The sequence below is a fragment of the Ostreibacterium oceani genome (assembly GCF_009362845.1).
Lineage (GTDB): Bacteria > Pseudomonadota > Gammaproteobacteria > Cardiobacteriales > Ostreibacteriaceae > Ostreibacterium > Ostreibacterium oceani.
In genome coordinates this window covers 1-24,619 of the sequence record NZ_WHNW01000011.1, presented here as the reverse complement: position 1 = coordinate 24,619, position 24,619 = coordinate 1, and the positions used below count along the sequence as shown (strand labels likewise).

The window sequence follows — 24,619 nt, the reverse complement described above, 5'->3', positions numbered from 1 at the left end:
GATTAATTGATAACGGATAATACGCAATGAAAAAGCTAACCCTACCACAGGAGACCAACGATTTACTGGCTTGGATTGATCGCCAGCAAAAATCATTAGTCGATACGTTGGTTGACTGGGCTAATATCAATTCGGGTAGCACCCACATTGCAGGCATCGATCGTTATCGAGATAAGCTAGCTCATGCCTTTGCCCCACTGCTAACCCCTAGTGATTATTCAGCAACAGTAGCGCTACCGCCACTGGCGCAAATTAACGATCACGGCGAATGTATTCAAACCCCCATCACTGACGGATTACTGATACGCAAACGCCCAGAATTAACCAATCGCGTGCTGCTGTGCGGGCATTTGGACACGGTATACCCCGAAAACCACCCCTTCCAGACATGCCAGTTTATCGACAACAACACCCTAAACGGGCCTGGGGTTGCGGATATGAAAGGTGGTATTTTGGTGATGCTGACCGCCTTGCAAGCATTTGAACAGCACTTAAGCGCCAAAAATATCGGTTGGGATGTGTATTTATCGCCTGACGAAGAGATTGGTTCGCAATCTTCCGCTAGCGTTTTCCCGCAGTTTAGTGGGCACGCGTTTGGCTTAATTTATGAACCCAGCCTACCTGGTGGCGAATTTGTCGGGCAACGCAAAGGCTCGGGCAATTTTACGATCGTCGTCAAAGGCAAAGCCGCACATGCGGGTCGCGCGTTTTATGACGGACGCAACGCGATTGCTAAACTCGCCAGCCTAGTCCATGACCTACACCAACTAAACGACCCAAACCAAACCACCACGCTCAATATCGGCACAATACAAGGCGGGCAAGCACTGAATGTCGTACCAGATTTGGCGATTGCACGATTTAATATTCGCGTAGAAAGCGATACCGCGGCAACGCAAGTTCTGCAACAAGTCGATGCCTTAATCCAGCGCCACAGCGATAGCGATTATCAAATCGAACGCCATGGTAAAATGACGCGCCCAGCCAAGCCCATGGATAGCAAGCAACAGTCCTTATTCACCGCACTACAACAAGTCAATGAACACCTAGGGCTTAGCACCCAAGTTATTGCAACGGGCGGCTGTTGTGACGGCAATAATTTAAAAGCACTAGGGCTTGCAAATATCGACACGCTCGGCGTACGAGGTGGCAATATCCATTCCGATAGCGAGTATGTGTTACTAGACAGCTTAAGTGAGCGCAGCAAAATCTCAACGTTGTTGTTGTTAGGCTATGCCAATCAATGGTTTAATTTAGACTCTTCCTAAACCCATTAACATCAAAGCCCTAAGCATCCTAAGCACCCTTAACCCCGTTAATCTAACCATTTTTTAGCTTAACCATACTGATAAATATTGATAACCCCGAGAAATTCCATGCTATTTTTAAGACCTGTTGAATTAGAAGATTTAGACGCCTTACTCGAAATGTCTATCGAAGTCGGATCTGGCATGACATCAATGCCGAATGACGAAGGCACATGGCTGAGTCGCGTCACCAATTCCAAAGACACGTTTGCAGGCTTGATTGACGCTAACAAATCCGAAGGCGTTTATTTTTTAGTTGCCGAAGACAGCGACACACAAACCGTCGTCGGCACCACCGCCATTTACGTTGGCATTGGCACACGGACACCGTTTTATTCTTATAAATCAACTTTGATTGTACAGTACTCAGACGTACTCAAAAAGACCATTGAAAATCGTGTGTTGCACCTAGTAAATGACTTTACCCGCGCCGCCGAACTGGGCTCGTTATTTTTGAGAAAACCTTATCGCCATAGTGGCTATGGTCAATTTATGTCACGGTCTCGCTATTTAATGCTCGCGGATTTTCCCGATCAGTTTGACGAATCCGTCATGGCAGAGCTACGTGGTTGGCAAAATGCTGAAGGCCACTCACCATTTTGGCAAGCACTGGGGAAAAAATTCTTTGATTTACCGTTTGAAAATGCAGACTATATCTCTGCTACCAAGGGCACTCAATTTATCCAAGAGTTAATGCCCAAATACCCCGTCTATGTTGATTTGCTCCCCGAAGAAGCACAAGCCTGCATCGGTAAACCACACGATATTTCTGCAAAAGCAATCCATATGCTCGAAAAAGAAGGATTTTACTACGATGGCTATGTCGATTTATTTGATGGCGGCCCTACCGTGCACTGCCGCAAAAGCTTGATTCGCTCGGTCCGTGAGACCACGGTTAAAACGGTCAGTATCCTAACCGCCACAAGCGCCAAAACCGAACTACACGACCCCAACCAACGCTATATGATAAGTAATCGTAATATTGCCCATTACCGCATCACCATTGCGCCTGCTAATGTGTTAGACAACACCCTAGAAATAACCGCAGAATGCGCTGCCGTTTTAGGCGTTACCGCTGGCGACTCAGTCAGCCTGATTGCGATGGAGGAAAAATAATATGACCACACACGACCCTATAAATAACGCTATAAATGACCATATCAACACGTTATCCCAATGCTGTTTCATCAATGGCCAGTGGGTTAGCGCCACGGGTGACATGCTGATTTCAAACAACCCAGCAACAGGCAGTGTCGTTTGGCAAGGGCAATGCGCTGATGAAAAGAGTATCGACATAGCCTTTCACGCGGCACAAGCTGCCTTTCAGTCATGGGCGCAGACGCCACTCGATGCGCGTCTTGCGTTAATTCATCAGTACAAAACGCTATTAGAGGACAACAAGACCCTGCTCGCAGACGATATTATGCAAGAAACAGGCAAGCCGCAATGGGAAAGTCTCAGCGAAGTCAATACCATGATTGCTAAAATCGCGGTATCAATCAACGCCTACCACGAAAGAACTGGCATGATGCATAACGATCAAGGGCAACAACAAGGGCAGCAACAAACCCAGCTGCGCCACCGCCCCCATGGTGTCTGTGCGGTTTTTGGTCCGTATAACTTCCCGGGGCATTTACCCAATGGCCATATTATCCCCGCGTTGATTGCAGGCAATACCATCGTATTTAAGCCTAGCGAACAGACCCCACGAGTTGGCGAACGTTTGATTCGCTTGATGCAGGCGGCGGGCTTTCCCGACGGCGTGATTAATTTTGTCCCCGGTGAGCTACAAACCGCAAAAGCCATCACCGCCCACCCGCTATTACGGGGGTTTTTCTTTACAGGCAGCTCTGCGGTTGGCATTCAAATTCACCGCCAATTTGCAGGCCAGCCTGATAAAATCATTGCCCTAGAAATGGGTGGCAACAACCCACTAATCATCACCCCTAACGTTGATATTGAGGCTGCCGTCTATCACACGATACAGTCTGCCTTTATCACCGCAGGACAACGCTGTACTTGCGCCAGACGACTAATTATCGTTGACAGCCCCAAAAAACAAGCCTTTATTGATGCCTTATGCAACGCTGCCCAACAGCTTCACATCGATGCGCCTGATGCGACACCGCAGCCATTTTACTCAACGTTGATTAACCAACGTGCCGCCGATGGCCTGCTGGCAGCAGAAAAACGCCTCACCAGCTTAGGTGGCATACCCTTACTACCGATGCAGTCTGTTATTGCAGACAAACCCTATTTAAGCCCTGGCATTATTGACATGAAAGCGGTTGATGTCGCATTAATCCCTGACGAAGAGTACTTTGGTCCTTTGTTAAAAATTCACCACGCAGATAACTTAACGCACGCCATCGAGCTTGCAAACGCGACCGCTTATGGCCTATCGGCAGGTATTTTTACCGACTGCGAAGACGAATGGCAACAGTTTTATGCGTTGTCCCATGCAGGCATCATTAATCGCAACAAACCACTCACAGGCGCGAGTGGTGCCATGCCGTTTGGTGGCACAGGACTGTCGGGCAATCACAACCCTGGGGCATACTATGCCGCAGATTATTGCGCCTATCCTGTTGCTAGCATGATGGCCAACAACCTAACCCTACCTGACACCCTGGCACCAGGCTGGCAGCAATAATGGGCAGCAATAACTGGCAACAAGGAGCCTAACATGAAAACCAATCGCACCGCAAATCAAGCCTACGAAGTCAATTTTGATGGGCTCGTTGGGAATACACACAACTATGCTGGACTATCCTACGGCAACGTAGCATCCGCCACTAACAAAGGACAAGTCTCTTCACCGAAAACAGCCGCATTACAAGGGCTTGCAAAAATGAAAGCGCTAGCTGACATGGGCCTTAAACAAGGCATACTCCCACCGCACTGTCGCCCGTACTTATCCTATGCAAAACGCATTGGATTTTTAGGCAGTGATGCACAAATTTTAGCCCAATTATCACAAGCCCCAACGTATTTGAACGCCCTTTGCTCGGCCTCTAACATGTGGGTTGCCAATGCGGCCACGGTAACACCCTCGGCTGACAGCGCCGATGGCCGAGTGCATTTTACGCCAGCCAATTTAGCCACCATGCTGCATCGCGCTGTCGAAGCACCACAAACCGCCCATGCACTGCGATGCATTTTTAATCACCCTGATTATTTTGCCCACCACGAACCACTGCCGACTTATTTATTACGCGATGAAGGCGCAGCCAATCATACGCGTTTTTGCCAAACATACGGCGACACTGGTGTGCATTTATTTGTTTATGGATATAGTGAATTCGAGGGCGGCGAAAAACCACAGAAATACCCCGCCAGACAAACCAAAGAGAGCTTTGAAGCCATTATGCGCCGCCACGGTATCGCACCAGAGAATTGCGTCTTTGCGCAACAACACCCTGACGTCATTGACCAAGGCGTATTCCACAATGATGTCATCTCGGTGGGTAATCAACACGTTTTATTCACCCACGAAAAGGCCTTTTTAGAGCAAAATCGCGTTTATCAATCACTACAAGAAAAATGCGGCACGTCTTTTGAAATCGTCGAAGTCCCTGATGCGATGGTCTCGGTCAAAGATGCCGTGAGTAGTTATTTATTTAATTCACAGCTCATTTCAACCGAAAATGGCATGACGCTTATCGCCCCCAGCCAATGCCAAGACAACTTTGCCGTCAACACCTATTTAAAACACCTTGTTATCGCCCATAACCCTATTACGGACGTCAAATATTTTGATTTAAAGCAAAGCATGGCCAATGGTGGCGGACCTGCCTGCTTACGACTGCGGGTGGTCTTAACCGATGCCGAGCTCGCACACCTGAGCGGTAACGTCATCCTAACCGAACGTCTCTACAACCAATTAGTGGACTGGGTAAACGCGCACTATCGCGACACACTTTCAACGGATGCACTCGCCGATATCGCGCTATACAACGAAAGCCAAAACGCCCTAAGCGAATTAAGCAGCCTCCTCGAATTGGATACACTATATCAACACACAAATTAAGCGGAAAAACCGACAAAACAATTAAGTTGCGATATGACTTAGTTGTTTTATCGGGGACTTTCAGTATACTACCGTCATTAATTTCGCCTGTCATTAGTACCAACCGTGCTGATATTCAACTTGAGGTTTACTATGCGTTTATTCGGTATTATTTTGATTGTCAGCACCACATTATTTCCTGCCTACCAACTAGCAATCCTACCCAATATTTCAGATTCACTTGCCTTATTTTCTCAATATTTGGGGTTAGCCGCATTGATACTAATGGCTTGGGCACAGATTATGGCCACCAAGTTTCGTCTCATCGAAACCCTATTCGGCAGCTTAGATTATGTATATATTCTACATAAATGGACTGGTATTATTGCCTTAATTGCTATTTTATTGCACGACACCATCGATGCAGACATGGAAGGTTTCGGACAAGAGACATGGTTGAGTGACATCGCCGAGACAATGGGTGAGTTGAGTTTATATGGCATTTTAGTGCTTTGTGTCATTTCTATTGCGACTTTTATCCCATACCACCTGTGGAAGTGGACACATAAATTCATGGGTGCTATGTTTATTCTGGGTGCTATCCATTTTATTTTTATACTGAAACCCTTTAGCATGACTGACGCTGCAGGTTTTTACACTTTTGTATTTTGCCTTGTCGGCGCGCTTGCCTATTTATGGAACCTATTGCCTGAACACTTACGCCCCTCGCATTCGTATGTTATTACAGAGATAACACCAACTGGAGATGCAATAGCTATTACATTACGTCCAAAATCTCGCCAGATAAAAGCCAACGCTGGGCAGTTTGGTATCTTTCGATTTGTCGGGGCGGGCAATCAAGAAGCACATCCATTTAGTTTTTCCAAAATTGGGGCACATGGTGAATTACGATTAACCGTCAAATCATTAGGAGATTATACAACCCGATTACCCAACATTATCGCGATAGGACAAGATGTCAGTGTTCAAGGTCCATTTGGTCGTTTTTGTCAGCCCAAAGTTAGAGAAAATATATGGATTGCAGGTGGTATTGGCATTACGCCTTTCCTCCCCATCGCGCACACGTTGACTGAAAACGCTGATACCGTCACATTATTTTACTGCGTCAAATCACGTGCACAAGCACCTCACCTGAGCGAAATAGAACAGCTGTCACGTGATAAACCAACACTAAAGCTGCATATAATCGCCTCTGACGAAGGACAGCGATTAACGGCAGAAAAAATTGCCACCTTAACTGGTGAGAACATGCAATCTGTTCGAGTCGCATTTTGCGGGCCAAAAACTTTGCGTGAGGCATTACAAACAGGTTTGCGCCGATATGGACTAAGACCATCACATTTCAAATACGAAGCATTTGAGTTTCGAACTGGTATTGGCTTGGATAAATTGGCTATTTATTTACTAACAAAAATGAAAAACCAATATTCTTCGCGCACCAACACTCACCAAAACAACACATAAACACACCAACGACCATAGTGGTTATTGAGTTATGGTATTGAGTTATGGTATTGAGTTATGGTATTGAGTTATGGTATTGAGTTATGGTATTGAGTTATGGTATTGAGCTACCCTACTGATATTTCAGCTATTGATATTTTACTTGCACCGCGTTTACATTTGGCATAGACTGTTGTGATGAGAAACTTCCTGCTAATGCTACTGATGATGTCGCTGCCAACGCTAAATATAGCGTCTTGTTTGGTCGCGTTTGCACCGCATTGCCAGATGGCTGGAATTCAACCCGCCGCAGTTAAAGACCTCACCACCGTCAATCACGATGGCAAGCACCATGCAAGCCACTCATCCGATTGTTTTATCGAGGCAAACACTACCGCTGATGCAACCTGCACAAGCGCCCAAATCGATGTAATCAACGCGCCGATTCATCCAGCACAGGAAAAACCTCAGGCCGCTGATTATTTACCATTCGATTTTTCGTGGCAACATTTTGACGATGACTCACCGTACGCCGCGATGTCTTTTGATGTTTCGGCTAAGCACTACTTAGCTAGCGAACCTTCGCTTTACCCCGCCACCCCTGCCCCATACCTCACCACACAACGCCTAAGAATCTAGTTCGCTTCTTTTTTTGATTGCTTTTTCGTCTATTCAAATAAAGGAGAACACCCCGTGCGTATTTTATTCGCGATACTAATCGCCAGTATTGGTTTTGCTAAGCCAGCCATTGCAGAATCGTCTAACCCAGAACTACCCAGCGTTTGCCAAGAAGGCAAATATGTTTCCGCCATGCACCCACATATTCGCGGTGATGAAGGCGACACTTGTCCTATCTGTGGGATGCAGCTTGTGCCAGATCCTATTTGTTTCACCGATGCATCAAATGAAACGAACAACGATGTCACCATTGATGAGAGGAAAATACTCTATTGGCACGATCCGATGGTCCCTGGTACCCAGTTTGACAAACCCGGCCCATCCCCGTTTATGGACATGGACCTCGTCCCAGTTTATGAAGAAAGTGAATCCGACATGCCTGACGGTGCTATCAAAGTCAGTGCAACTTTTCAACAAGCACTAGGCGTCAAAACCACCACTGTGACACGCCAGCAAATTGGCAAAAATATCCGCAGCTTTGCCCAAATCATGCCTAATGAACGCAGCGAATATCGCATGGATATGCGAACGGCAGGCTGGGTAGTCGACTTAACCGCCAAAGCAGCAGGCGACCCCATCAAAAAAGGTGATTTATTATTCACCTATTACAGCCCCGATTTAATGAACGCCCAATCCGATTATCTAATTGGCAATCAATCAAAACAAGCCAAAAATCGCCTACGCCTTTTTGGCATGGATGACAGCGCCATTGCCCTACTCAGAAAAAAAGGCCGTTTACTCGATGAAACCCCATTCTACTCAGCAAAATCAGGCACGATAGAACAACTCAATATTAGCGAAGGGGCTTTTATCAACGCAGGAAATACTGCACTTATCGTACAAGATTATAGCGAGGTATGGGTCAAAGCCGATGTGCCACTCAGCGACTTGCCCTTTCTCGCCGTTGGGCAAAGCGCAGTCGTTCAGTCAACCGAAACAGGGCAAAATTTTGACGCGACCATCGACTTTATTTATGAAACGGCTGATGCGCAAAAGCGCACAGGCACTGTCCGTTTGGTTTTACCGAACCCTGATCAACAGCTCAAAATCGCCAGCTACGTTGATGTCCAATTTAATTCCGACACAAGAGAATCATTAGCCGTACCTAGCGAAGCCGTTATCTACGATGCCTTAGGCCCCAAAGTCATCGAGAGCCTTGGCGATGGCTACTTTCGGCCTGTGGATATCAAAACGGGCATTACGGCACAAGGACAAACAGAGATTCTATCTGGATTAGACAGTGGGGCGACTATCGTGACTTCTGGCCAATTTTTGATTGATGCAGAGGCATCGCTTCGTGGCGGCACGAGTCAAATGCGTGCACCAAACGAGCGCGACATGCAACGCGACATGGACATGAATTCAAGCATGGATTCAAGCATGGATTCAAGCATGGATTCAAGCATGGATTCAAGCATGGATTCAAGCATGGATTCAAGCATGGATTCAAGCATGGATTCAAGCATGGATTCAAGCATGGATTCAAGCATGGACTCAAGTATGGACTCAAGTATGGACTCAAGCATGGACTCAAGCATGGACTCAAACATGGACTCAAGCATGGACTCAAACATGGACTCAAACATGGACTCAAGCATGGACTCAAACATGGGCTCAGGCATGGATAAAGCCAACCCAACAGAAACCCGCGCTGCAAAAGACGAGGAACATCGTCATGAGTAATCGTATCCCAGACGCCGATCCAACCACGGGTTTGACTACGCGCATTATCGAATGGTCAGTACACAATCGGGTTTTTGTCTTACTTGGCGCCCTTGCACTCCTATTTGCGGGTAGCCTTGCTATCAAAAAAATACCGTTAGATGCCATCCCAGACCTTTCAGATACGCAAGTCATTATACGTACCGAATGGGCAGGTCAAGCGCCACAAGTTATTGAAGACCAAGTGACTTTTCCATTATCCAGTCAAATGCTAGGGCTACCCAAAACCAAAGATGTTCGTGGATTTTCGCTATTCGGCACGTCGTTTGTTTATGTCATTTTCGAAGACGACGTCGATATTTATTGGGCGCGTAGCCGCGTACTAGAGTCTCTATCACAAATCGCGCCACAACTCCCAAGCAATGCAAAGCCACAGCTAGGCCCTGATGCCACAGGGGTTGGATGGGTTTTTCAGTATGCCCTTTATGATAAAAGCGAACAGCATGACTTACAATCGCTGCGTAGTTTGCAAGACTGGTTTGTTCGTTTTGAACTGGCCAGTGTCGATGGGGTAGCAGAGGTCGCCAGTGTTGGTGGTTTTGTCAAAGAATATCAAGTCCTCGTTGACCCCAACAAGCTACGCGCTTACGATATTGCGCTGCCGACTGTCATCAACGCCGTTCGCACTAGTAACAAAGAAACTGGCGGACGCACCTTAGAAATGGCAGAAGCGGAGTATTTAATCCGTTCGTTTGGTTATGTCGAAAAACCCGATGATTTAGCGCAATCTGTGCTAAAAACCATCGATGGTCAACCCATTACGATTGGCGATGTCGCCAGAGTAATCGAAGGCCCTGCGATACGCCGTGGCGTCACTGAGTTAAATGGACAAGGCGAAGCCGTAGGCGGCATTGTCGTGATGCGGCCAGGCGCCAATGCGCTCACTGTGATCAACGATATCAAAGCAAAGCTTGCCTCAATTAAGCAAGGCTTGCCTGAAGGCGTGGAATTAACCATTGTCTATGACCGCAGCGAGTTGATTGAAGGCGCTGTAGATTACTTAAAAGACAAATTGATAGAAGAAAGTCTCATGGTTATCTTGGTCGTGTTTGTCTTTCTGCTCCATGCGCGTAGTGCATTTGTCGCGGTCATTACCTTGCCCCTTGGTATCCTTTCTGCGTTTATTTTAATGAATATGCAGGGCATTACCGCCAATATCATGTCCTTAGGCGGGATTGCCATTGCCATCGGCTCGATGGTAGATGCTTCCATTGTCATGATTGAAAATGCGCATAGAAAGCTCTCTATGCTGGATGCCGACGCAACAACAGCTGAAAAACAATCAGTCCTCCTCGAAAGTGCCAAACAAGTCGGCCCTGGGCTATTCTTTTCATTGCTGATTATTACTGTCTCGTTTTTGCCTATTTTTGCGCTTACAGGGCAATCAGAACGCCTATTTACGCCGCTCGCGTTTACCAAAACCTATGCCATGGCAGCAGCGAGTATTTTATCGATTACCGTGGTTCCCGTGTTAATGTTATACCTAATCCGCGGCAAAATTCGCACAGAGACCCAGAATCCAGTTAACCGCTTTTTTATTTTCTTGTACCGTCCGTTATTAAATGGCGCCTTACGATTCAGGAAAACCACCGTGTTTTTGGGGCTGATTGCCTTAATGAGTACACTGGTGCCTGCGACCAAAATTGGCTCCGAATTTATGCCACCGCTATATGAAGGCGGTATTTTGTATATGCCAATGACGCTCCCTGGCGTTTCGCCCATGAAAATGCGCGAAATTCTACAAGTCACTAATCGTCAACTGATGACCATTCCAGAGGTCGATCTGGTTTACGGCAAAGCGGGACGTTCTGACTCAGCAACCGACCCCGCCCCATTACCCATGATCGAAACGTGGGTGTCACTCAAACCGCGCGACCAGTGGCGTCCAAACCTCACGCCAGAAGCATTAATCGCCGAAATGAACCAGCAAGTCCGCCTCCCAGGGATGATGAACAGCTGGGGCTATCCTATTAAAATTCGAATTGATATGTTAAGTACTGGTATTCGTACGCCTGTTGGGATTAAAATATCAGGACCAGACTTAACAGAAATCGATAAAATTGCCCGTGAAGTCGAGCAATTCGCCCGTGAATTGCCTGGCACACGGAGTGCCATCGCAGACAGAGTTCAAGGCGCAAAGTACCTTGAAATCATCCCCAACCGCCGTGAAATTGCCCGCTATGGCATTGCGCTTGACACAGTACAGGGCATTATTCAAACCGCACTAGGTGGCATGATACTTGATGAAACGGTCAATGGTAGGGCACGCTACCCCATCATTTTACGCTACGACAGGCCGTTCAGAGAGCATATCAGCGATTTAGATAATATTCTAATCCCTAGCGCTGATGGTGGTCATATTCCACTGTCAACACTTGCCGATATTCGCGTAAACAACGGCCCTGCCATGATTAAGTCAGAGAACGCACGCCTTAATGGCTTTGTCTTTGTCGATATCGAAGGGCAAGATTTAGGGTCTTATATCGACGAATTACAAGAAGCCTTACAAACCCTGACCTTGCCACCTAACTATTCGGTAACTATCTCAGGGCAGTTTGAAGAAATTCAAAAAGCGAACGAACGCCTGAGCGTTGCGATACCCGCTACCTTGTTAATCATTATTAGTTTATTGTACTTGCACTTCGGTCGGTGGGATAAAACCGTCTTGATTATGCTCTCGATTCCATTTGGTCTTATCGGTGGCCTGTGGATGGTATGGTTGGCAGATTATAACTTATCGGTTGCCGTTGCCGTTGGATTCATTGCCCTCGCGGGGATTGCCGTTGAAACCGCGATTATCATGCTGCTTTATATTGATTTACAAATCCAAAAAAACCCACCCAAAACCTTAATCGATTTATTACACAATATCCGCCTTGGTTCAATACAGCGCTTGCGCCCCAAACTCATGACGGTAGGGACTATTCTGCTCGGATTGATTCCTATTTTCTTAACCGAAGGGCCTGGCTCTGATGTCATGCGTCGTATTGCGCTACCCATGCTTGGCGGCATGGCATCGACACTTATTTTGACTTTATTGTTTATCCCGGCCATTTATGCGATTTACTTGCAGTGGCGTTATAAACTCCCAATCAGTGAGGAACAAACATCATGAAAAACTTACTCGCATTGACGATTAAACACATCACGCCCCCCGAAAAAAACCCGTTATTTTTGGCTATAATGGCAGCCATAATGGCATTGCTATTGCCGGCTTGCTCGCTCACGCCTGATTACCAAGCCCCTACAATCGAAACACCGCCTTGGCGCGCGCTACCACAGACTGAAGGTCGTGCGCTAGATAATGCTGCGCTAGATAATACTGAAAATGGTATTGCAAACGATATTCGCCCTGAATGGTGGACGGATTTTGGTAGCGATGAACTCAATCAATTAATCAAACGCGCCTTGGCAAACAACCAAGACTTACAGGCCGCTTTACACCGCATTGAGCAAGCCAGAGAAACACGCACAATTGTTAACGCGTCACGCCTACCCACGGCAGGGATTGGCACTGGTTTGCGCACAGGCACCACACAAGCCACCAACATTACTGATCAGCGCAAAAATGGTATTCCTGATTTCACCGTCGATGCAGGCATTGCCTACGAAGTTGATTTATTTGGGCGTAATCGCGCCAATACCGAATCCGCGAGTAGCGCATTACTCGGATCACAGTATGCCCATGATGCTTTGGCATTGATTGTGATGAGTGATGTCGCCAATACCTACTTTGAGGTGCTTAACCGACAATCCCAACTCCGTATCGCAAAACAAAAACAGCAAATCGCAACCCAATTACTACAAGTCATACAAGCACGATTCCAAACAGGCTCGCGCACCCAACTCGACATATCACAGCAAGAACAAAACGTCGCCGAATCCAATGCAACCGTCACCGCACTAGAACAAGCACTAGAGACAACACAAAACGCATTGGCTGTTTTAGTCGGCGAGCCAGCGCAGACTTTTCGCCTACAAGCTCAAGATTTCAGCGAACTGAATGTCCCCAAAATCGCCGCACTACAACCGGCTGAATTACTCGAGCGCAGGCCAGACATTAAATCAATAGAGGCCCGTTTACAAGCCGCCAATGCAGATATTGGGGCCGCGCGGGCGGCGTTTTATCCGTCGCTTAACATTGGGGCTAACCTTTTGTTAGCAATCAATCCATCAGCAACGGCGCTTCCTATTGCAGGCTCGCTATTTGCGCCGATTTTTCAAGGCGGTCGTTTACAAGCCAACCTCAACCGCGTCACCGCCAAGCAAAAGGAGCTGGTCGCTAATTATCGCCAAACGGTGCTTATTGCCTTTAAAGAAGCCGAAAACGCGCTAACCACTGCACAAAAAACCACCACACGCCAAACGCAATTACAACAAGCGTCAGACAATGCCTACCAAACGTATCAAATCGCCAAAAAACAACACGATTTGGGTGTCGCTGACCTACAAACCGTACTGACAAGTCAGCAAGCGTGGCTCACAGCCAGCGATACCCTTGAACGCGCATCACTGGCTCGGCTAGCGGCTAGCGTTGCATTATTTAAAGCAATGGGTGGCGGCTGGCAGGAATAGCGTCACTAGAAATAGTCTTACTAGGAATAGTGCCAATAGAGAAACCGCTTGATTCGTACTGAAAAGCAAGCGGCTTTACATTAATTCGCCTTAAATGAGTTAGTTTTACATATTAGTCTTAAACTCAAAACCGACCAATTACGCGCGATTATTCGCCAAATGTTTACGCAAAAAGTTTTGGGTGCGCTCATGCGTTGGATTGTGAAAAATCACGCTAGGCGGCCCTTCTTCAACGACTACGCCTTGATCCATAAATAACACCCGATCGCAGACGCTCTCGGCAAAATCCATTTCGTGGGTGACAATAATCATGGTCATGTCTTCCTTGGCAAGGTTTTTCATGACTTGGTTCACCTCTTCGACCAACTCAGGGTCTAGTGCTGAGGTCGCTTCATCAAACAACATGACTTTGGGCTGCATCGCCAATGCACGCGCGATGGCGACACGCTGTTTTTGCCCGCCTGACAACTGCGAGGGGAAAAAATCAATACGCTCTAACATTCCAACTTTTTTTAACTGTTCTTCAGCCAAGGCATTGGCCGCTTCGTCCGATATTTTTTTTAGCAGTTTGGGCGCCAGCGTGATATTTTCACGGACTCGCAAATGCGGAAACAAGTTAAAATGCTGAAACACCATCCCGATATCTTGGCGAACTTGATTGAGGTGTTTTTCGTATTGCCGATGCGGTAAATCTTTATTAATCTGGGTGCCTTCTAGCCAGATTTCACCACCTGTTAACGGGTCTAATTCGTTAATCGCGCGTAGCAAGGTGCTTTTCCCCGATCCTGATGGACCAATAATGGCGACAATTTGACCCCGCTCAACTTGTAGGCTAATGTCTTTGAGTACCTCTAGCGGCCCAAAACTTTTTTTCGCATGGCGAATATCAATAAATGGTTTTTGTTTTGTCATTTCTTTTATCCTAATCAGTCGGTCATATTAACTATTCGTTGTTATCGGTTTGATTGCAGTCTGTTTGCAGTCTGTTTGCAGTCTGTTTGCAGTCTGTTTGCAGTCTGTTTGCAGTCTGTTTGCAGTCTGTTTGTAGCCTGCCTCATCGTGCCGTTTGGATACGACGTTCGATATGGCGAAGCCCCCATTCCATTGCCAAATTAATGACGTAGTAGCAAGCCGCTACGAGCACATAGAATTCAAATGGGCGGTACGTGCTACCAATACCGCGTTGGGCAGACAGGGTAAGCTCTGACACCCCAATGATAGAAACCAATGCTGAGTCTTTCAGTAACGCAATCATATTATTGCCAATTGGTGGGATAACGTCGCGTACGGCTTGCGGAATGACGATTTTACGTAGCGCTTGTCCACGGCTTAGCCCTAATGTCCGCGCAGCTTCCATTTGTCCTTTATCAACGGCGAGAATACTACTTTGAATAAGCTCTGAATTATACACAGCAAAGTGTAAACCCAACCCAATCACCCCAGCCACAAAAGCGGGTAAATCAATGCCAATTTGCACTAACCCAAAGTAAATCAAAAACAACTGCAACAGCAGAGGCGTCCCCATAAACGTCCATTCAAAGGCGCGAAACGGTAGCCGAATCCAGTTAGGCGTGTACAGCGCAATAACCGCAAAAATAATGCCACCAAAAAAGCTCACCAACGCGGCAGCAAGCGTAATCCCTATCGTCCATAACAACCCGATAAAAATAACGCCCCAATAACCATTAATGACGGTAAAATCTAATCCCATAATGTGTACCCCTTAAGTCATCTTAATCAAGCGATTTTCGCTTTGTTATCCAGCCAAGTAATGCCACGTGCAACGACATAGACAATGACCATATAGAAAACCCCAGCCAGTAAAAACATCTCAAACGGTTTATAGGTCGAACCGATATAGCGTTGTGCTGTGTAAGTCAGCTCGACCACCGAAATCGCCGCCACTAGCGATGTTCCTTTAATCAGGGCATTAATATTGACCCCTAAGGGGCGAATCATCAAACGAAAGGCTTGTGGTAAAATCACATAGCGCATGGTCAGCCAGCGGCTCAACCCCAAGGTACGCCCAGCCTCACTTTGTCCCTTATTAACCGAGACAATCGCACCCCGAATCGTCTCGGTCATGTATGCGCCGATATTTAGCCCCAGTCCAATCACACCTGCTTCAAATGCGGTTAATTGAATCCCAATTTGGGGGCCACCAAAATACAGAATAAACAATTGAATCAGTGCAGGCGTCCCACGAAACACACTGACGTACGCCGCACCAATAAATCGTAACCAAACAAACCGCGAAAGCCGTGCATAAACACCCAACACCGCACAAAAAATTCCCAGCAAAGCAGTGAGTATTGATAGTAAAATCGTAATGCCTGCCGCCTTAATAAAAAACGGATAGACTTTTAAAATGAGTTCAAAATCCATCGTATTCTCCTCAGTGATGGTCTATACGAGACAGTATTGGCAGCGCGCGTATTTCACGAACAAGCGCTGTCGTTTCTTCGATTGCAGCGGCTAAAAATTCGCGCCCCGTCTCTGGGTTTGCGACCACAGGATCGCCCATCGTGCCATCAGGGGATACCGCTGACCACCAGCGCATTAGCATGGCTTTGCCACCGCCTGTGGTTAAATCAAGGTTAAAAAATTGGCTTTTGTCATCATGCAGATTTTGTGTTGCCGCTTTGCTTAAATCAACATGCTCTGGCTCCAGATGCGCATACATTGCTGCCTCAAATTCACAAGCATGTGCAATGCCGCCGATATCTGATTGTCGTATCGCGTTAATTCGCTCTGAACACAGATTCCAATAAGAAGCAGAGACACAAATAATCTCTGTTTCTATCACGGTTTTGCGTGCTGCCAAATCCAGCACAGGGTGGTTAGAACCATGAGAATTCAATAACAAAATACGCCGAAAACCATGGTGTGCCAATGATTTCGTCACATCAGTGATAAATGCAATTAGCGTCTCAGGTTGGATCCAAATGACCCCAGGGAAATCCTTATGATGCTCGTTGAACCCATAAGCAATGGGTGGCATGACAAGCACTTCATCAGGAATCGCTGCTGCCACACCATTGGCAACCGCCATACCCAGCACCGTATCTGTATCCAATGGCATATGTGGGCCGTGGTCTTCGGTTGCCGATACATTTAAAATAACCACTCGGTCTTTGTCAGCATCCCGCACTTGTTCCCACGTTAATTTCCCATAATTTGTGTTAATTGACTTCGGCATTGCTTTCACCTTGTTACTTGACTTGTGACTTGACTTGCAATTATCTGGCGTTTATTCATTGATTGTTCATTGATTGTTCATTGATTGTTCATTGATTGCTCATTGTTTGAATCACCAACAACACAATACAATCAAGCACTCTGTTGCTGGCGATTTCAATTAGATCAATTAGGTATAAAACCGTTTCAATCGTTTAACGGACATCAGCGCCTAACGGATGTCAGCGCCTAACGGATGTCAGCACCAATCCATTCTTCGGCGATTTTCAGGTACGTACCATCCTCCATTAGCGCATCGAGTGCGGCCTGCATTGCGGCGGCTAACTCTGGGTTACCTTTACGAATAGCAATACCTGCCGAAATCGGCTGGCTTTCTGCTTCTGGCAGCGTCACTTGAACAAAGTCATAACCATTTTCCTTGATAGCCAAAATTGCGGCAATGCCATCATTAACAATGACATCCACACGGCCATTTTTTAGCTCTAACAGCAACTCTGGCAGACCTTTGTAGGTACGAATGCTATAGTCTTTAGCTCGCGCCCAGTCTTCGTGCGTTTCCCCCAAAGTCACACCCATGCGCTTATCAGCTGCCTTTTCTAACGAATCAATACCACTGTCGGGTTTGGTAAACATGGCGCGGCGCGTTGTATAATAAGGGCCAACAAAATCTATTACTTTTTGACGCTCTTCCGTGATTGACATTGAACCAACGACGGCATCGTATTTATTGGCCAATAACCCTGCAATAATTCCATCCCATGCTGTGGTGATAATTTCAACTTCTAGCCCCATGCGTTTTGCAATTTCGCTACCAATAGCGGGGTCAAACCCCACCACTTCATTTTGATCATTGACAAAATTAAACGGTGGGTACGCGCCACTCATGGCAATGCGTAACACGCCTTTTTCTTTAATTTTGTCTAGTTCATCAGCCCCTGCCGTTGACATCATGGCAACCCCAGTCAAGGCAATTGCGCTAGCTAACGCGGTCGTTTTGATATTTTTTAATACGTTTTTTACACTCATGTTACTTTCCTCTTTTATCAGGTTGTTGATGGATATATTACTGCTTAACTATTTAATTATTATGGCAATTAGGTCAGTCTAAACCAGGTTCGGCTTTATTGCATACAGCAGCACCTGCCCCAATAAACATTATGCTTAAAAATAACAAAATATGACACTTAAAAGCGTTTTAAGCATAACATGATTCGATGGGTTCTACAAATAGATTTTATAAGAAAAAACTATAGGGCGACTATAGCGGGCTATGTAGCCCTGTGAAACCCTGCCGTGATAACCCGTCATTAGGATATTTGGCGCCATTAGGATGTATCGCGTCGCGAGGATATTTCGATGACAAAGTAATCAGATAACGGTGGTCATTCATCGGCTCATCTGCTAAATTGTCGTTCGTTTTTTGAATAGGTTTTTTTGAATAGGTTTTTTTGAATAGGTTTTTTTGAATAGGGGTTTTTGAATAAGCCAAGCCTAACTAACGCCCGACTAACGCCCGACTAACGCCCGACTAACGCGTAAATAGCGCAAAGTACAGCCAATACGGCAGGCGACTAATGAGTTTTACCACGTAGGTAAAGCGTTTGGGGAAATGTATTTCAAACCGCCGACCCGCAAGCCCCTTGGCAATTGCAGTAGCGGCTTGCTCAGGGGTTAGCTGTGCTGGCATATGAAAATCATTTTTTGCCGTCAATTGGGTTGCCACAAACCCAGGGTTAATCAAGCGAATATCCAGTTGTTTGCCGTATTCTGTGCGTAGCGATTCGGCAAGATTAATCACGCCTGCCTTGGTCGCGCCATAAGGCTGGCTATTGGGCAGACCACGATAGCCAGCAACGCTGGCACACAATGCCAATTGCGGTCGACTACGATTGCTGTCGCGGTTGTCGCGGTTGTCCGTTTGCGCAAGCAGTATTGGCAGGACAATTTCTGTCACATAAAAAGCCCCCAACAAATTCACCGAAATAATCTGCGCTACTTGTGCGTGTTGCAACTCGCCTAAGCGCATCGGTTGGTAAACCCCTGCCATAAAAATTACCCGATGAATATCTAATTGACGGCTTAATATCGTGTTTTTTGCCTGCAATACGCTGTCATAGCAGCTCACATCAAACGCCACCACGTGGTGTGGCCCGCCAGCCAATGACTGTTGTAAATCAATGAGCGCCGCTTCATTTCGTGCTGACAACACCAAACAATCCCCCTGCTCAGCATCATGTTGGGCGTAGTATTGGGCTAGGGCTTTACCAATGCCTGCGCTGGCCCCGATAATCCAAGTATATGCTGGTTGATTTGGCATGCTATATAATAATACTATGGGTTACTGGGGTTACTGGGTTCATTGGATTGTTTTTGCATAAATATCGTCAGCTCAGCCACCGTAATACCAAATTTTTTCATATACGAACGGTTGATTAGCACATCGTCATTCATCAGCCACATCCAGTCGTCAAATTTCAGACGATAGTGCGTGTCATCGACTGGCACATCCATGGTGTAGGTCCAATACACGGCGTTGCCGTGCGCTTTGCCCTTGGCTTCACCGATAATATCACCTGCTGTACCAACATAATTAAGTCCATCAATTTTAGTAATTTCCCAGCGCCGCGTTTGCACTTTACCGTCATAAAACCGAAACGTTTCATCCAGTATGCCTTGGTCGCCCTGCCACTGCCCGATAATCTCTACGTCAAACCGTGTGGTGATATTGCCACTGCGGTCTTGGATGATGCCCCACGCTTTAATCGGCCCATCAAAATAAGCCGATAATTCCAGCTTAGGCTGTTCCGTATCGTACTGTTCCCCTTTTATATCGCCAAAACAAGCGCTAATCAATGCCGTGATACTCATCAGTAATACCTTTATTTTCATGGTTAACTACGCTCTGTTGTCGGATTGTTTATAGTCGTCTCATTCGCACCATTCGCACCATTCGCACCATTCGTACCATCCGTACCATTCGTACCATTGGTATGACAACGGATAAAACGCCACAACAACCCCATCACAAACAACTTTATCATACATGGCAACAAAGCATAAGTATAACTCAAATAATTAGTTACCGCATAATCACTCACCTGCCCCGGTTGATAGCCCAGCCAACCAAGCATGGGCAATGTCACCCCAGTTGCCAATGCCAATGCCGACTTGGATAAAAAAGTCATCATCGAAAAATGTCGCGATGCACGGCGATAATTGCCTGTAGATGCCAAATGATCAGCGACTATCGCAGGTGGCAACGCCAAATCAGCGCCCAACGCCAAGCCCGATAACAAACAGACAAAACCATACGCCACCAGATCCCCCGCCGCGAGACCAAATACCCAAACAAAGGTCATTGTCGCAAGCGCCATGCTGACTAACCAAGCCTGTCGTTTGCCTATTTTTTTCGCAAGCCACTGCCAAAGTGGCATGGCGCATGCACCACCGAGAAAATAGATCAATAAAAACAAGCCACTCCAATCTGGCGCTAGTATACGGTCATTAACAAAGAATAAAAACAACACCGCAGGGATTGCGCTCGCCAATAAATTAAACGCATAGATTACGTAAAACTGTCGCCCCCAAGGATAAAACACGCCACCCAATCCATAGGTTGGTGAACGGGTGGGCAGGCTGGGTGCCCTGCTAAATGTGCCGCTGCACGTGCTACTGGATGTTCCGCTGAACGTACCGCTGAGTACGCTGCGTTCAAACCAACGGAAAAACACCCACAGCCCCAATAATAACATCGGAACATAAATGACTGATAACCAATGAAAGGCAGTTGGCGCATCATCTCGGCTCCCCAGCATCATTGGCGCGACGGCTGCGAGCAATAACCCGATTAACCCAAATCCTTCGCGCCACGTGGTAATCCGCGCGCGCTCTGATTCACGCGACACCCACAAACCACCTAGGGTATAATAATTAATACTCACCACGCTAAACCCTAAATTACACAATAGCATACCGATAATCAAGGCAGCTTTGGGGGAGAACCAGTCAGGGTGAAACAACACCCAAAAACCCACCAATAGCAGCCCCGCCCCTACGTTGATAATCAATCGTCGAAAGCGAAAAAAACGATCGCTGAAATAGCCAATCAATGGGTCTTGCACTGCGTCAAAAGCACGGAGTAACAGCAATAACAAACCAATCTCTGGCAGTGATAACGCAAACTGCGTGGCATAGAATTCGGGGACATGCAGATAAATCGGCAATCCAGCAAACGCCAACGGCAACGCCAGCAAGCTATATTGCAGCAAATGACGACGCCGATGCCCCACAGGCACATCCGACACAGGCACATCCGACACAGGCGTATCGGGCAAACCCGTAGGGGCTTTACGTGTCACGAGGCACCACGTTTGTTACCACTTTATTCGCTAGTTACGCATGGCGTAGTGTCAGTTGCACCACATTGGTCCGCCCTGCGTTAAACGCACCTGCACAATACGCCAAATAAAAGCGCCATAATCGGGCAAACCCAGGGTCTAAGTGTTGGCTCGCAATTAAATCGACTTGGCGGTCAAACCGCGCTAACCAATCCAACAAGGTTTTGGCATAATCCTGCCCAAAGTAAAAGGTATCCGTAATTTGCAGATTAGCCGCCTGCGCCAGTTGTTTCAATCGACTAGGGCTTGGCAACATCCCGCCAGGGAAAATAAAGCTACGAATCGCATCGCCACTTTTACGGTAATTTGCAAAATGGTCGTCATCGATGGTGATGGTTTGAATGACTGCCGTGCCTTTTTTTTGTAGCAGCGCGTTGACTTGAGCAAAGTAGGTTTTCCAATAGCGCTCACCAACGGCTTCAAACATTTCAATCGACACCAATCCATCGTATTTGCCGCGCTGGTCTCGATAATCCTCTAAAACAACCGTTGCTGCATCGCCAAACGGCTGTAGTCGCTGGACGGCATAATCGTGTTGTTGGGTTGAAATGGTAATGCCTTTGACATGGTGATTGGTCTGGGTTAAACAGCGTTCAGCAAACCCACCCCAGCCACAGCCAATTTCCAATAGTTGCTGTGGTTGGGTATCAAATTGCGCCAAAATACGGTCATATTTATGCTGTTGTGCGGTAAATAAATCCTCATTGCCGTGGCGATACCAAGCTGACGAATAAGACATCGTCGCATCTAGCCACAACGCATAAAAATCATTACCCAAGTCATAATGCGCATGGATGTTTTTGCGGCTGCCCGCGCGGGTATTACGGCGAAACACATACAGCAATTGTGATAGCCATTGGCGCAAACGCTGACCAAAAATAAACGGCTGCAATGCGTGTTCATTACAAAGCACAAACTCAACCAACCCAGCAATATCTTCGCTATCCCAATGCCCCAAGCGATAAGCATCGGCAAAGGCAATATCACCGCCAATCGCCACTTGGCGGAGCATCTGTGGATGGTGAATGCGAATACTGGCGGCAGGCCCTGGGTATTTCCCCGCAAACGCATACGATTGTCCCGTATCCAAAATGACTTCGCACTGTCCGTAGACGGTGTTTTCTAGCGCACGTAATAGCAGTTGGGTCGTTTTATCCATCGCAATAGCGTATCGTTGTTTGTTATGGTTTATCGTTGCGAGTTATGATGGCCGGGCGTGGTGATTATCACGCCTAGACTGCTGCTAGACTGCTGCATCTTGCTAGACTACTGCATCTATCAGCCCATAAAATAACACGTATCACAGTGTATCATAAATTACCGCATCAGAAATGATTCATCGTTGTTTTGTGTTATGGTATAGCAAAAACTCAACAGACCAGCAGGGCAAAATTAATGGCAAAAAAAACAATGGAAAAATCAATAAGTGCCTTCCCAATAAAGGCAATCTTCCCAATAAAGGCAATCTTCGTAGCGCTAGTGCTACTGGGAAACACAGCATGGGCAGATGCAACTAAACCGCTAAACGATCCCGCCAACCAATCCACCAAACAATCCACCAAACAATCCACCAAACAATCCACCAAACAATCCGCTAACCAATCTCCCAATCTGACAACGCCAGACGCTGACCCTTTCCCGCATCCAGGTTTTTCCGTAGATCCCGATGCCACCATCCCTGCCCACCCAGGCGAGGCGGGGAAACTAACCCTAGAGGGGATTGATAGCGATGGCGATGGTATCCGTGATGATTTGGAGTTGGCGATTTATGAGCGACTCCCCGGTGACAAACTGCGAAATCTGCGCTATGCCATGTACCAAGATGCCGCTATGCTGCAAGAAACCATTATGGCAAGGCATAGCAATGATACCACACGCCTAGACGCGACTGAAGGTCTAATGGATGCGGCAATACAATGTTTGTTTGATCGAGTAGATGAAGCCGTTGCAAACGGCTGGTTAGATGAAGACATTATGCCGCACCATCTTGGCGCTTGGAGTCAGGCCTTACTCATTAACACGCCTGAGCGTGCTGAGGTCTATAGCCATTTTAATATGTATCGCAGTGGGCAAGTCCTTTCTTTCAAGGACGTTGCTCAACCTTGCCTGTATATCGAGTTTATGGAGGAAAATTAAATGAAACGAATGACTGCTCATTACCTACAAAAATGCACACGCATTTCTATGTACTGCTTGCTAGGAACAATTTTTTCCACATCATCGCTCAGCCTTGCCAGTGAAAAGGATAGCGTCCAATCCTGTGGAACCCCCATAAGCCTATTTTTTGTCAATGGCGTATGGAATACGGAAAAAGATGCGAAGCTTAGCCAACGAGTGGTTCAGAGCGCGTATCAAAAGCAACTACAAACAGACTATCCTCAGACGCCCATCACCTATGAATTGGCGTATAATCATGACGAGGGTTTTAATGTCTGGTCAAATCTTGCATAAATAAAACCGGCGTTACTATACTATCTATTAGTAATGTCACAGGTGTTAATAATACTTTTTCAGTAACATCCCCAATAACTTCCATGGGTATACTGGCTGGCTGTCGAACTCTAATTGTCAGTTTCTTGTCTAATCGTTGTAATTGAATTCCTTCTGGTAACAAATGCTTGCGACCATGAAGGCTCGTATCTCTGGTATAAGTCATTTTATCTCTTGAAGCCTTGAATCCAAGGGAAGCAAGTTGCGCCCTAAGCGCTTTTGTCTGCTCTGGGCTACGATCATCGTTATGCGCAAACTTATAGGTTAATGTGATTGAACCCTTGATTTCATTTTCCTCGTTGATGATAAAATTGGCAAATTCCGGAGTGAATTGTATTTCTCTTGAGAGCATCAAGGTATCAGCAAAACTTTCTGAAATCGAAAATGAATAAGCATTATCGTAGCTGGTTACAATCAATTTTGAGCGCACGTCATTGACAAAAAAACCGTCAATTTCAACATTTCGATAGGTATATTCGTCAACCGATGAATGTGACCACATCAAAGCAGTGAAGCAACCCGACAAAAATGTACAAACTATCAGCAAAAATAAGGCGCGTAACACAAATCAATCTCCATAAAGACCATAAAGGCATTCTGTAAATAAAGATCATCCTATCACAGAACGACAAATAACGCGATGAAACGCTTTACGATAATCTATCCGAGACTAGTCGTCCTGCGGGATGGGATTCTTTGATTGTTCCGCCAGATTTGTTGGTAGGTAGTGGGGAATACGATGCCTTTGTCACTGGGCCTGAATTAGCGGTGGGTGATAG

At 46.5% G+C, this 24,619-nt stretch carries 21 protein-coding genes; 11 read left to right on the top strand and 10 right to left on the bottom strand.

Translation table 11 applies throughout. The features are described 5' to 3' along the window. The first annotated feature begins 26 nt into the window (after positions 1–26). The 9 genes from GCU85_RS08545 (at position 27) to GCU85_RS08505 (ending at position 13,755) form a co-directional block, all read left to right on the top strand. Positions 27–1,268, top strand: a complete 1,242-nt coding sequence (locus GCU85_RS08545; protein ID WP_152810765.1) for a hydrolase — start codon at positions 27–29, stop codon at positions 1,266–1,268. Positions 1,269–1,376: 108 nt separating this feature from the next. Continuing rightward, entirely contained in the window at positions 1,377–2,423 is a 1,047-nt protein-coding gene (locus GCU85_RS08540) for an arginine N-succinyltransferase (protein WP_152810764.1), read from the top strand. A gap of 1 nt (position 2,424) precedes the next feature. Further along, positions 2,425–3,960, top strand: coding sequence for a succinylglutamate-semialdehyde dehydrogenase (astD, locus tag GCU85_RS08535; protein ID WP_152810763.1), 1,536 nt, complete (start codon positions 2,425–2,427; stop codon positions 3,958–3,960). A gap of 33 nt (positions 3,961–3,993) precedes the next feature. Further along, positions 3,994–5,337: an N-succinylarginine dihydrolase gene (gene astB / locus GCU85_RS08530; RefSeq protein WP_152810762.1), complete on the top strand. Its 1,344-nt coding sequence runs from the start codon at positions 3,994–3,996 to the stop codon at positions 5,335–5,337. Between the two features lie 132 nt (positions 5,338–5,469). Then, entirely contained in the window at positions 5,470–6,801 is a 1,332-nt protein-coding gene (locus GCU85_RS08525) for a ferredoxin reductase family protein (RefSeq protein WP_152810761.1), read from the top strand. A gap of 177 nt (positions 6,802–6,978) precedes the next feature. Further along, positions 6,979–7,419, top strand: coding sequence for a hypothetical protein (locus GCU85_RS08520; RefSeq protein WP_152810760.1), 441 nt, complete (start codon positions 6,979–6,981; stop codon positions 7,417–7,419). A 54-nt stretch (positions 7,420–7,473) separates the two neighbouring features. Continuing rightward, the gene (locus tag GCU85_RS08515; protein ID WP_152810759.1) at positions 7,474–9,141 is read left to right on the top strand and encodes an efflux RND transporter periplasmic adaptor subunit; all 1,668 of its coding nucleotides are present in this window, start codon (positions 7,474–7,476) and stop codon (positions 9,139–9,141) included. Next, positions 9,134–12,295 carry an efflux RND transporter permease subunit gene (locus GCU85_RS08510; protein WP_152810758.1) on the top strand — a complete coding sequence of 1,054 codons (3,162 nt, stop codon included), beginning with the start codon at positions 9,134–9,136 and terminating at the stop codon, positions 12,293–12,295. The genes GCU85_RS08515 and GCU85_RS08510 overlap by 8 nt, the downstream gene beginning before the upstream one ends. Continuing rightward, positions 12,292–13,755 carry an efflux transporter outer membrane subunit gene (locus tag GCU85_RS08505; protein ID WP_152810757.1) on the top strand — a complete coding sequence of 488 codons (1,464 nt, stop codon included), beginning with the start codon at positions 12,292–12,294 and terminating at the stop codon, positions 13,753–13,755. Before GCU85_RS08510 ends, GCU85_RS08505 begins: the two co-directional genes overlap by 4 nt. A 138-nt stretch (positions 13,756–13,893) precedes the next feature. Here the strand turns inward: GCU85_RS08505 and GCU85_RS08500 are convergent, their stop codons facing one another. The 9 genes from GCU85_RS08500 to GCU85_RS08460 all read right to left on the bottom strand — a co-directional run bounded on the left by GCU85_RS08500 (position 13,894) and on the right by GCU85_RS08460 (position 22,509). Then, a complete protein-coding gene (locus GCU85_RS08500; RefSeq protein ID WP_152810756.1) occupies positions 13,894–14,667 on the bottom strand; it encodes an amino acid ABC transporter ATP-binding protein in 774 nt (257 codons plus the stop codon). Between the two features lie 142 nt (positions 14,668–14,809). Then, positions 14,810–15,466 carry an amino acid ABC transporter permease gene (locus GCU85_RS08495; RefSeq protein WP_152810755.1) on the bottom strand — a complete coding sequence of 219 codons (657 nt, stop codon included), beginning with the start codon at positions 15,464–15,466 and terminating at the stop codon, positions 14,810–14,812. Between the two features lie 26 nt (positions 15,467–15,492). After that, positions 15,493–16,140 (bottom strand): amino acid ABC transporter permease, encoded by a 648-nt coding sequence (locus GCU85_RS08490; RefSeq protein ID WP_152810754.1) that lies wholly within the window; start codon positions 16,138–16,140, stop codon positions 15,493–15,495. Between the two features lie 10 nt (positions 16,141–16,150). Continuing rightward, entirely contained in the window at positions 16,151–16,954 is an 804-nt protein-coding gene (locus GCU85_RS08485) for a creatininase family protein (RefSeq protein ID WP_152810753.1), read from the bottom strand. A 227-nt stretch (positions 16,955–17,181) separates the two neighbouring features. Beyond that, positions 17,182–17,979: a transporter substrate-binding domain-containing protein gene (locus tag GCU85_RS08480; protein WP_152810752.1), complete on the bottom strand. Its 798-nt coding sequence runs from the start codon at positions 17,977–17,979 to the stop codon at positions 17,182–17,184. A gap of 502 nt (positions 17,980–18,481) precedes the next feature. Further along, positions 18,482–19,270 carry an SDR family NAD(P)-dependent oxidoreductase gene (locus GCU85_RS08475; RefSeq protein ID WP_152810751.1) on the bottom strand — a complete coding sequence of 263 codons (789 nt, stop codon included), beginning with the start codon at positions 19,268–19,270 and terminating at the stop codon, positions 18,482–18,484. A gap of 14 nt (positions 19,271–19,284) precedes the next feature. Then, positions 19,285–19,842, bottom strand: coding sequence for a DUF3833 domain-containing protein (locus GCU85_RS08470; RefSeq protein ID WP_218110630.1), 558 nt, complete (start codon positions 19,840–19,842; stop codon positions 19,285–19,287). A 2-nt stretch (positions 19,843–19,844) separates the two neighbouring features. Next, positions 19,845–21,311 (bottom strand): MFS transporter, encoded by a 1,467-nt coding sequence (locus tag GCU85_RS08465; RefSeq protein WP_218110629.1) that lies wholly within the window; start codon positions 21,309–21,311, stop codon positions 19,845–19,847. Between the two features lie 34 nt (positions 21,312–21,345). Continuing rightward, a complete protein-coding gene (locus GCU85_RS08460; protein ID WP_152810750.1) occupies positions 21,346–22,509 on the bottom strand; it encodes an SAM-dependent methyltransferase in 1,164 nt (387 codons plus the stop codon). A gap of 236 nt (positions 22,510–22,745) precedes the next feature. Between GCU85_RS08460 and GCU85_RS08455 the strand changes: the two genes are divergently transcribed. After that, positions 22,746–23,486 carry a superantigen-like protein SSL4 gene (locus GCU85_RS08455; protein WP_152810749.1) on the top strand — a complete coding sequence of 247 codons (741 nt, stop codon included), beginning with the start codon at positions 22,746–22,748 and terminating at the stop codon, positions 23,484–23,486. Further along, entirely contained in the window at positions 23,487–23,801 is a 315-nt protein-coding gene (locus GCU85_RS08450; RefSeq protein WP_152810748.1) for a hypothetical protein, read from the top strand. Here the strand turns inward: GCU85_RS08450 and GCU85_RS08445 are convergent. Then, complete coding sequence (locus tag GCU85_RS08445) at positions 23,776–24,405, bottom strand: hypothetical protein (RefSeq protein ID WP_152810747.1); 630 nt, start codon at positions 24,403–24,405, stop codon at positions 23,776–23,778. The two genes, GCU85_RS08450 and GCU85_RS08445, sit on opposite strands and share 26 nt — an antisense overlap. Between the last annotated feature and the right edge of the window lie 214 nt (positions 24,406–24,619).

Coding starts and splice junctions, on each gene's coding strand:
- GCU85_RS08450 (WP_152810748.1), top strand. CDS start 23,487: ATGAAACGAATGACTGCTCATTACCTACAAAAATGCACACGCATTTCT.
- GCU85_RS08500 (WP_152810756.1), bottom strand. CDS start 14,667: ATGACAAAACAAAAACCATTTATTGATATTCGCCATGCGAAAAAAAGT.
- GCU85_RS08480 (WP_152810752.1), bottom strand. CDS start 17,979: ATGAGTGTAAAAAACGTATTAAAAAATATCAAAACGACCGCGTTAGCT.
- GCU85_RS08485 (WP_152810753.1), bottom strand. CDS start 16,954: ATGCCGAAGTCAATTAACACAAATTATGGGAAATTAACGTGGGAACAA.
- GCU85_RS08455 (WP_152810749.1), top strand. CDS start 22,746: ATGGCAAAAAAAACAATGGAAAAATCAATAAGTGCCTTCCCAATAAAG.
- GCU85_RS08490 (WP_152810754.1), bottom strand. CDS start 16,140: ATGGATTTTGAACTCATTTTAAAAGTCTATCCGTTTTTTATTAAGGCG.
- GCU85_RS08540 (WP_152810764.1), top strand. CDS start 1,377: ATGCTATTTTTAAGACCTGTTGAATTAGAAGATTTAGACGCCTTACTC.
- GCU85_RS08475 (WP_152810751.1), bottom strand. CDS start 19,270: ATGCCAAATCAACCAGCATATACTTGGATTATCGGGGCCAGCGCAGGC.
- GCU85_RS08510 (WP_152810758.1), top strand. CDS start 9,134: ATGAGTAATCGTATCCCAGACGCCGATCCAACCACGGGTTTGACTACG.
- astD (WP_152810763.1), top strand. CDS start 2,425: ATGACCACACACGACCCTATAAATAACGCTATAAATGACCATATCAAC.
- GCU85_RS08525 (WP_152810761.1), top strand. CDS start 5,470: ATGCGTTTATTCGGTATTATTTTGATTGTCAGCACCACATTATTTCCT.
- GCU85_RS08460 (WP_152810750.1), bottom strand. CDS start 22,509: ATGGATAAAACGACCCAACTGCTATTACGTGCGCTAGAAAACACCGTC.
- astB (WP_152810762.1), top strand. CDS start 3,994: ATGAAAACCAATCGCACCGCAAATCAAGCCTACGAAGTCAATTTTGAT.
- GCU85_RS08470 (WP_218110630.1), bottom strand. CDS start 19,842: ATGAAAATAAAGGTATTACTGATGAGTATCACGGCATTGATTAGCGCT.
- GCU85_RS08545 (WP_152810765.1), top strand. CDS start 27: ATGAAAAAGCTAACCCTACCACAGGAGACCAACGATTTACTGGCTTGG.
- GCU85_RS08495 (WP_152810755.1), bottom strand. CDS start 15,466: ATGGGATTAGATTTTACCGTCATTAATGGTTATTGGGGCGTTATTTTT.
- GCU85_RS08520 (WP_152810760.1), top strand. CDS start 6,979: ATGAGAAACTTCCTGCTAATGCTACTGATGATGTCGCTGCCAACGCTA.
- GCU85_RS08505 (WP_152810757.1), top strand. CDS start 12,292: ATGAAAAACTTACTCGCATTGACGATTAAACACATCACGCCCCCCGAA.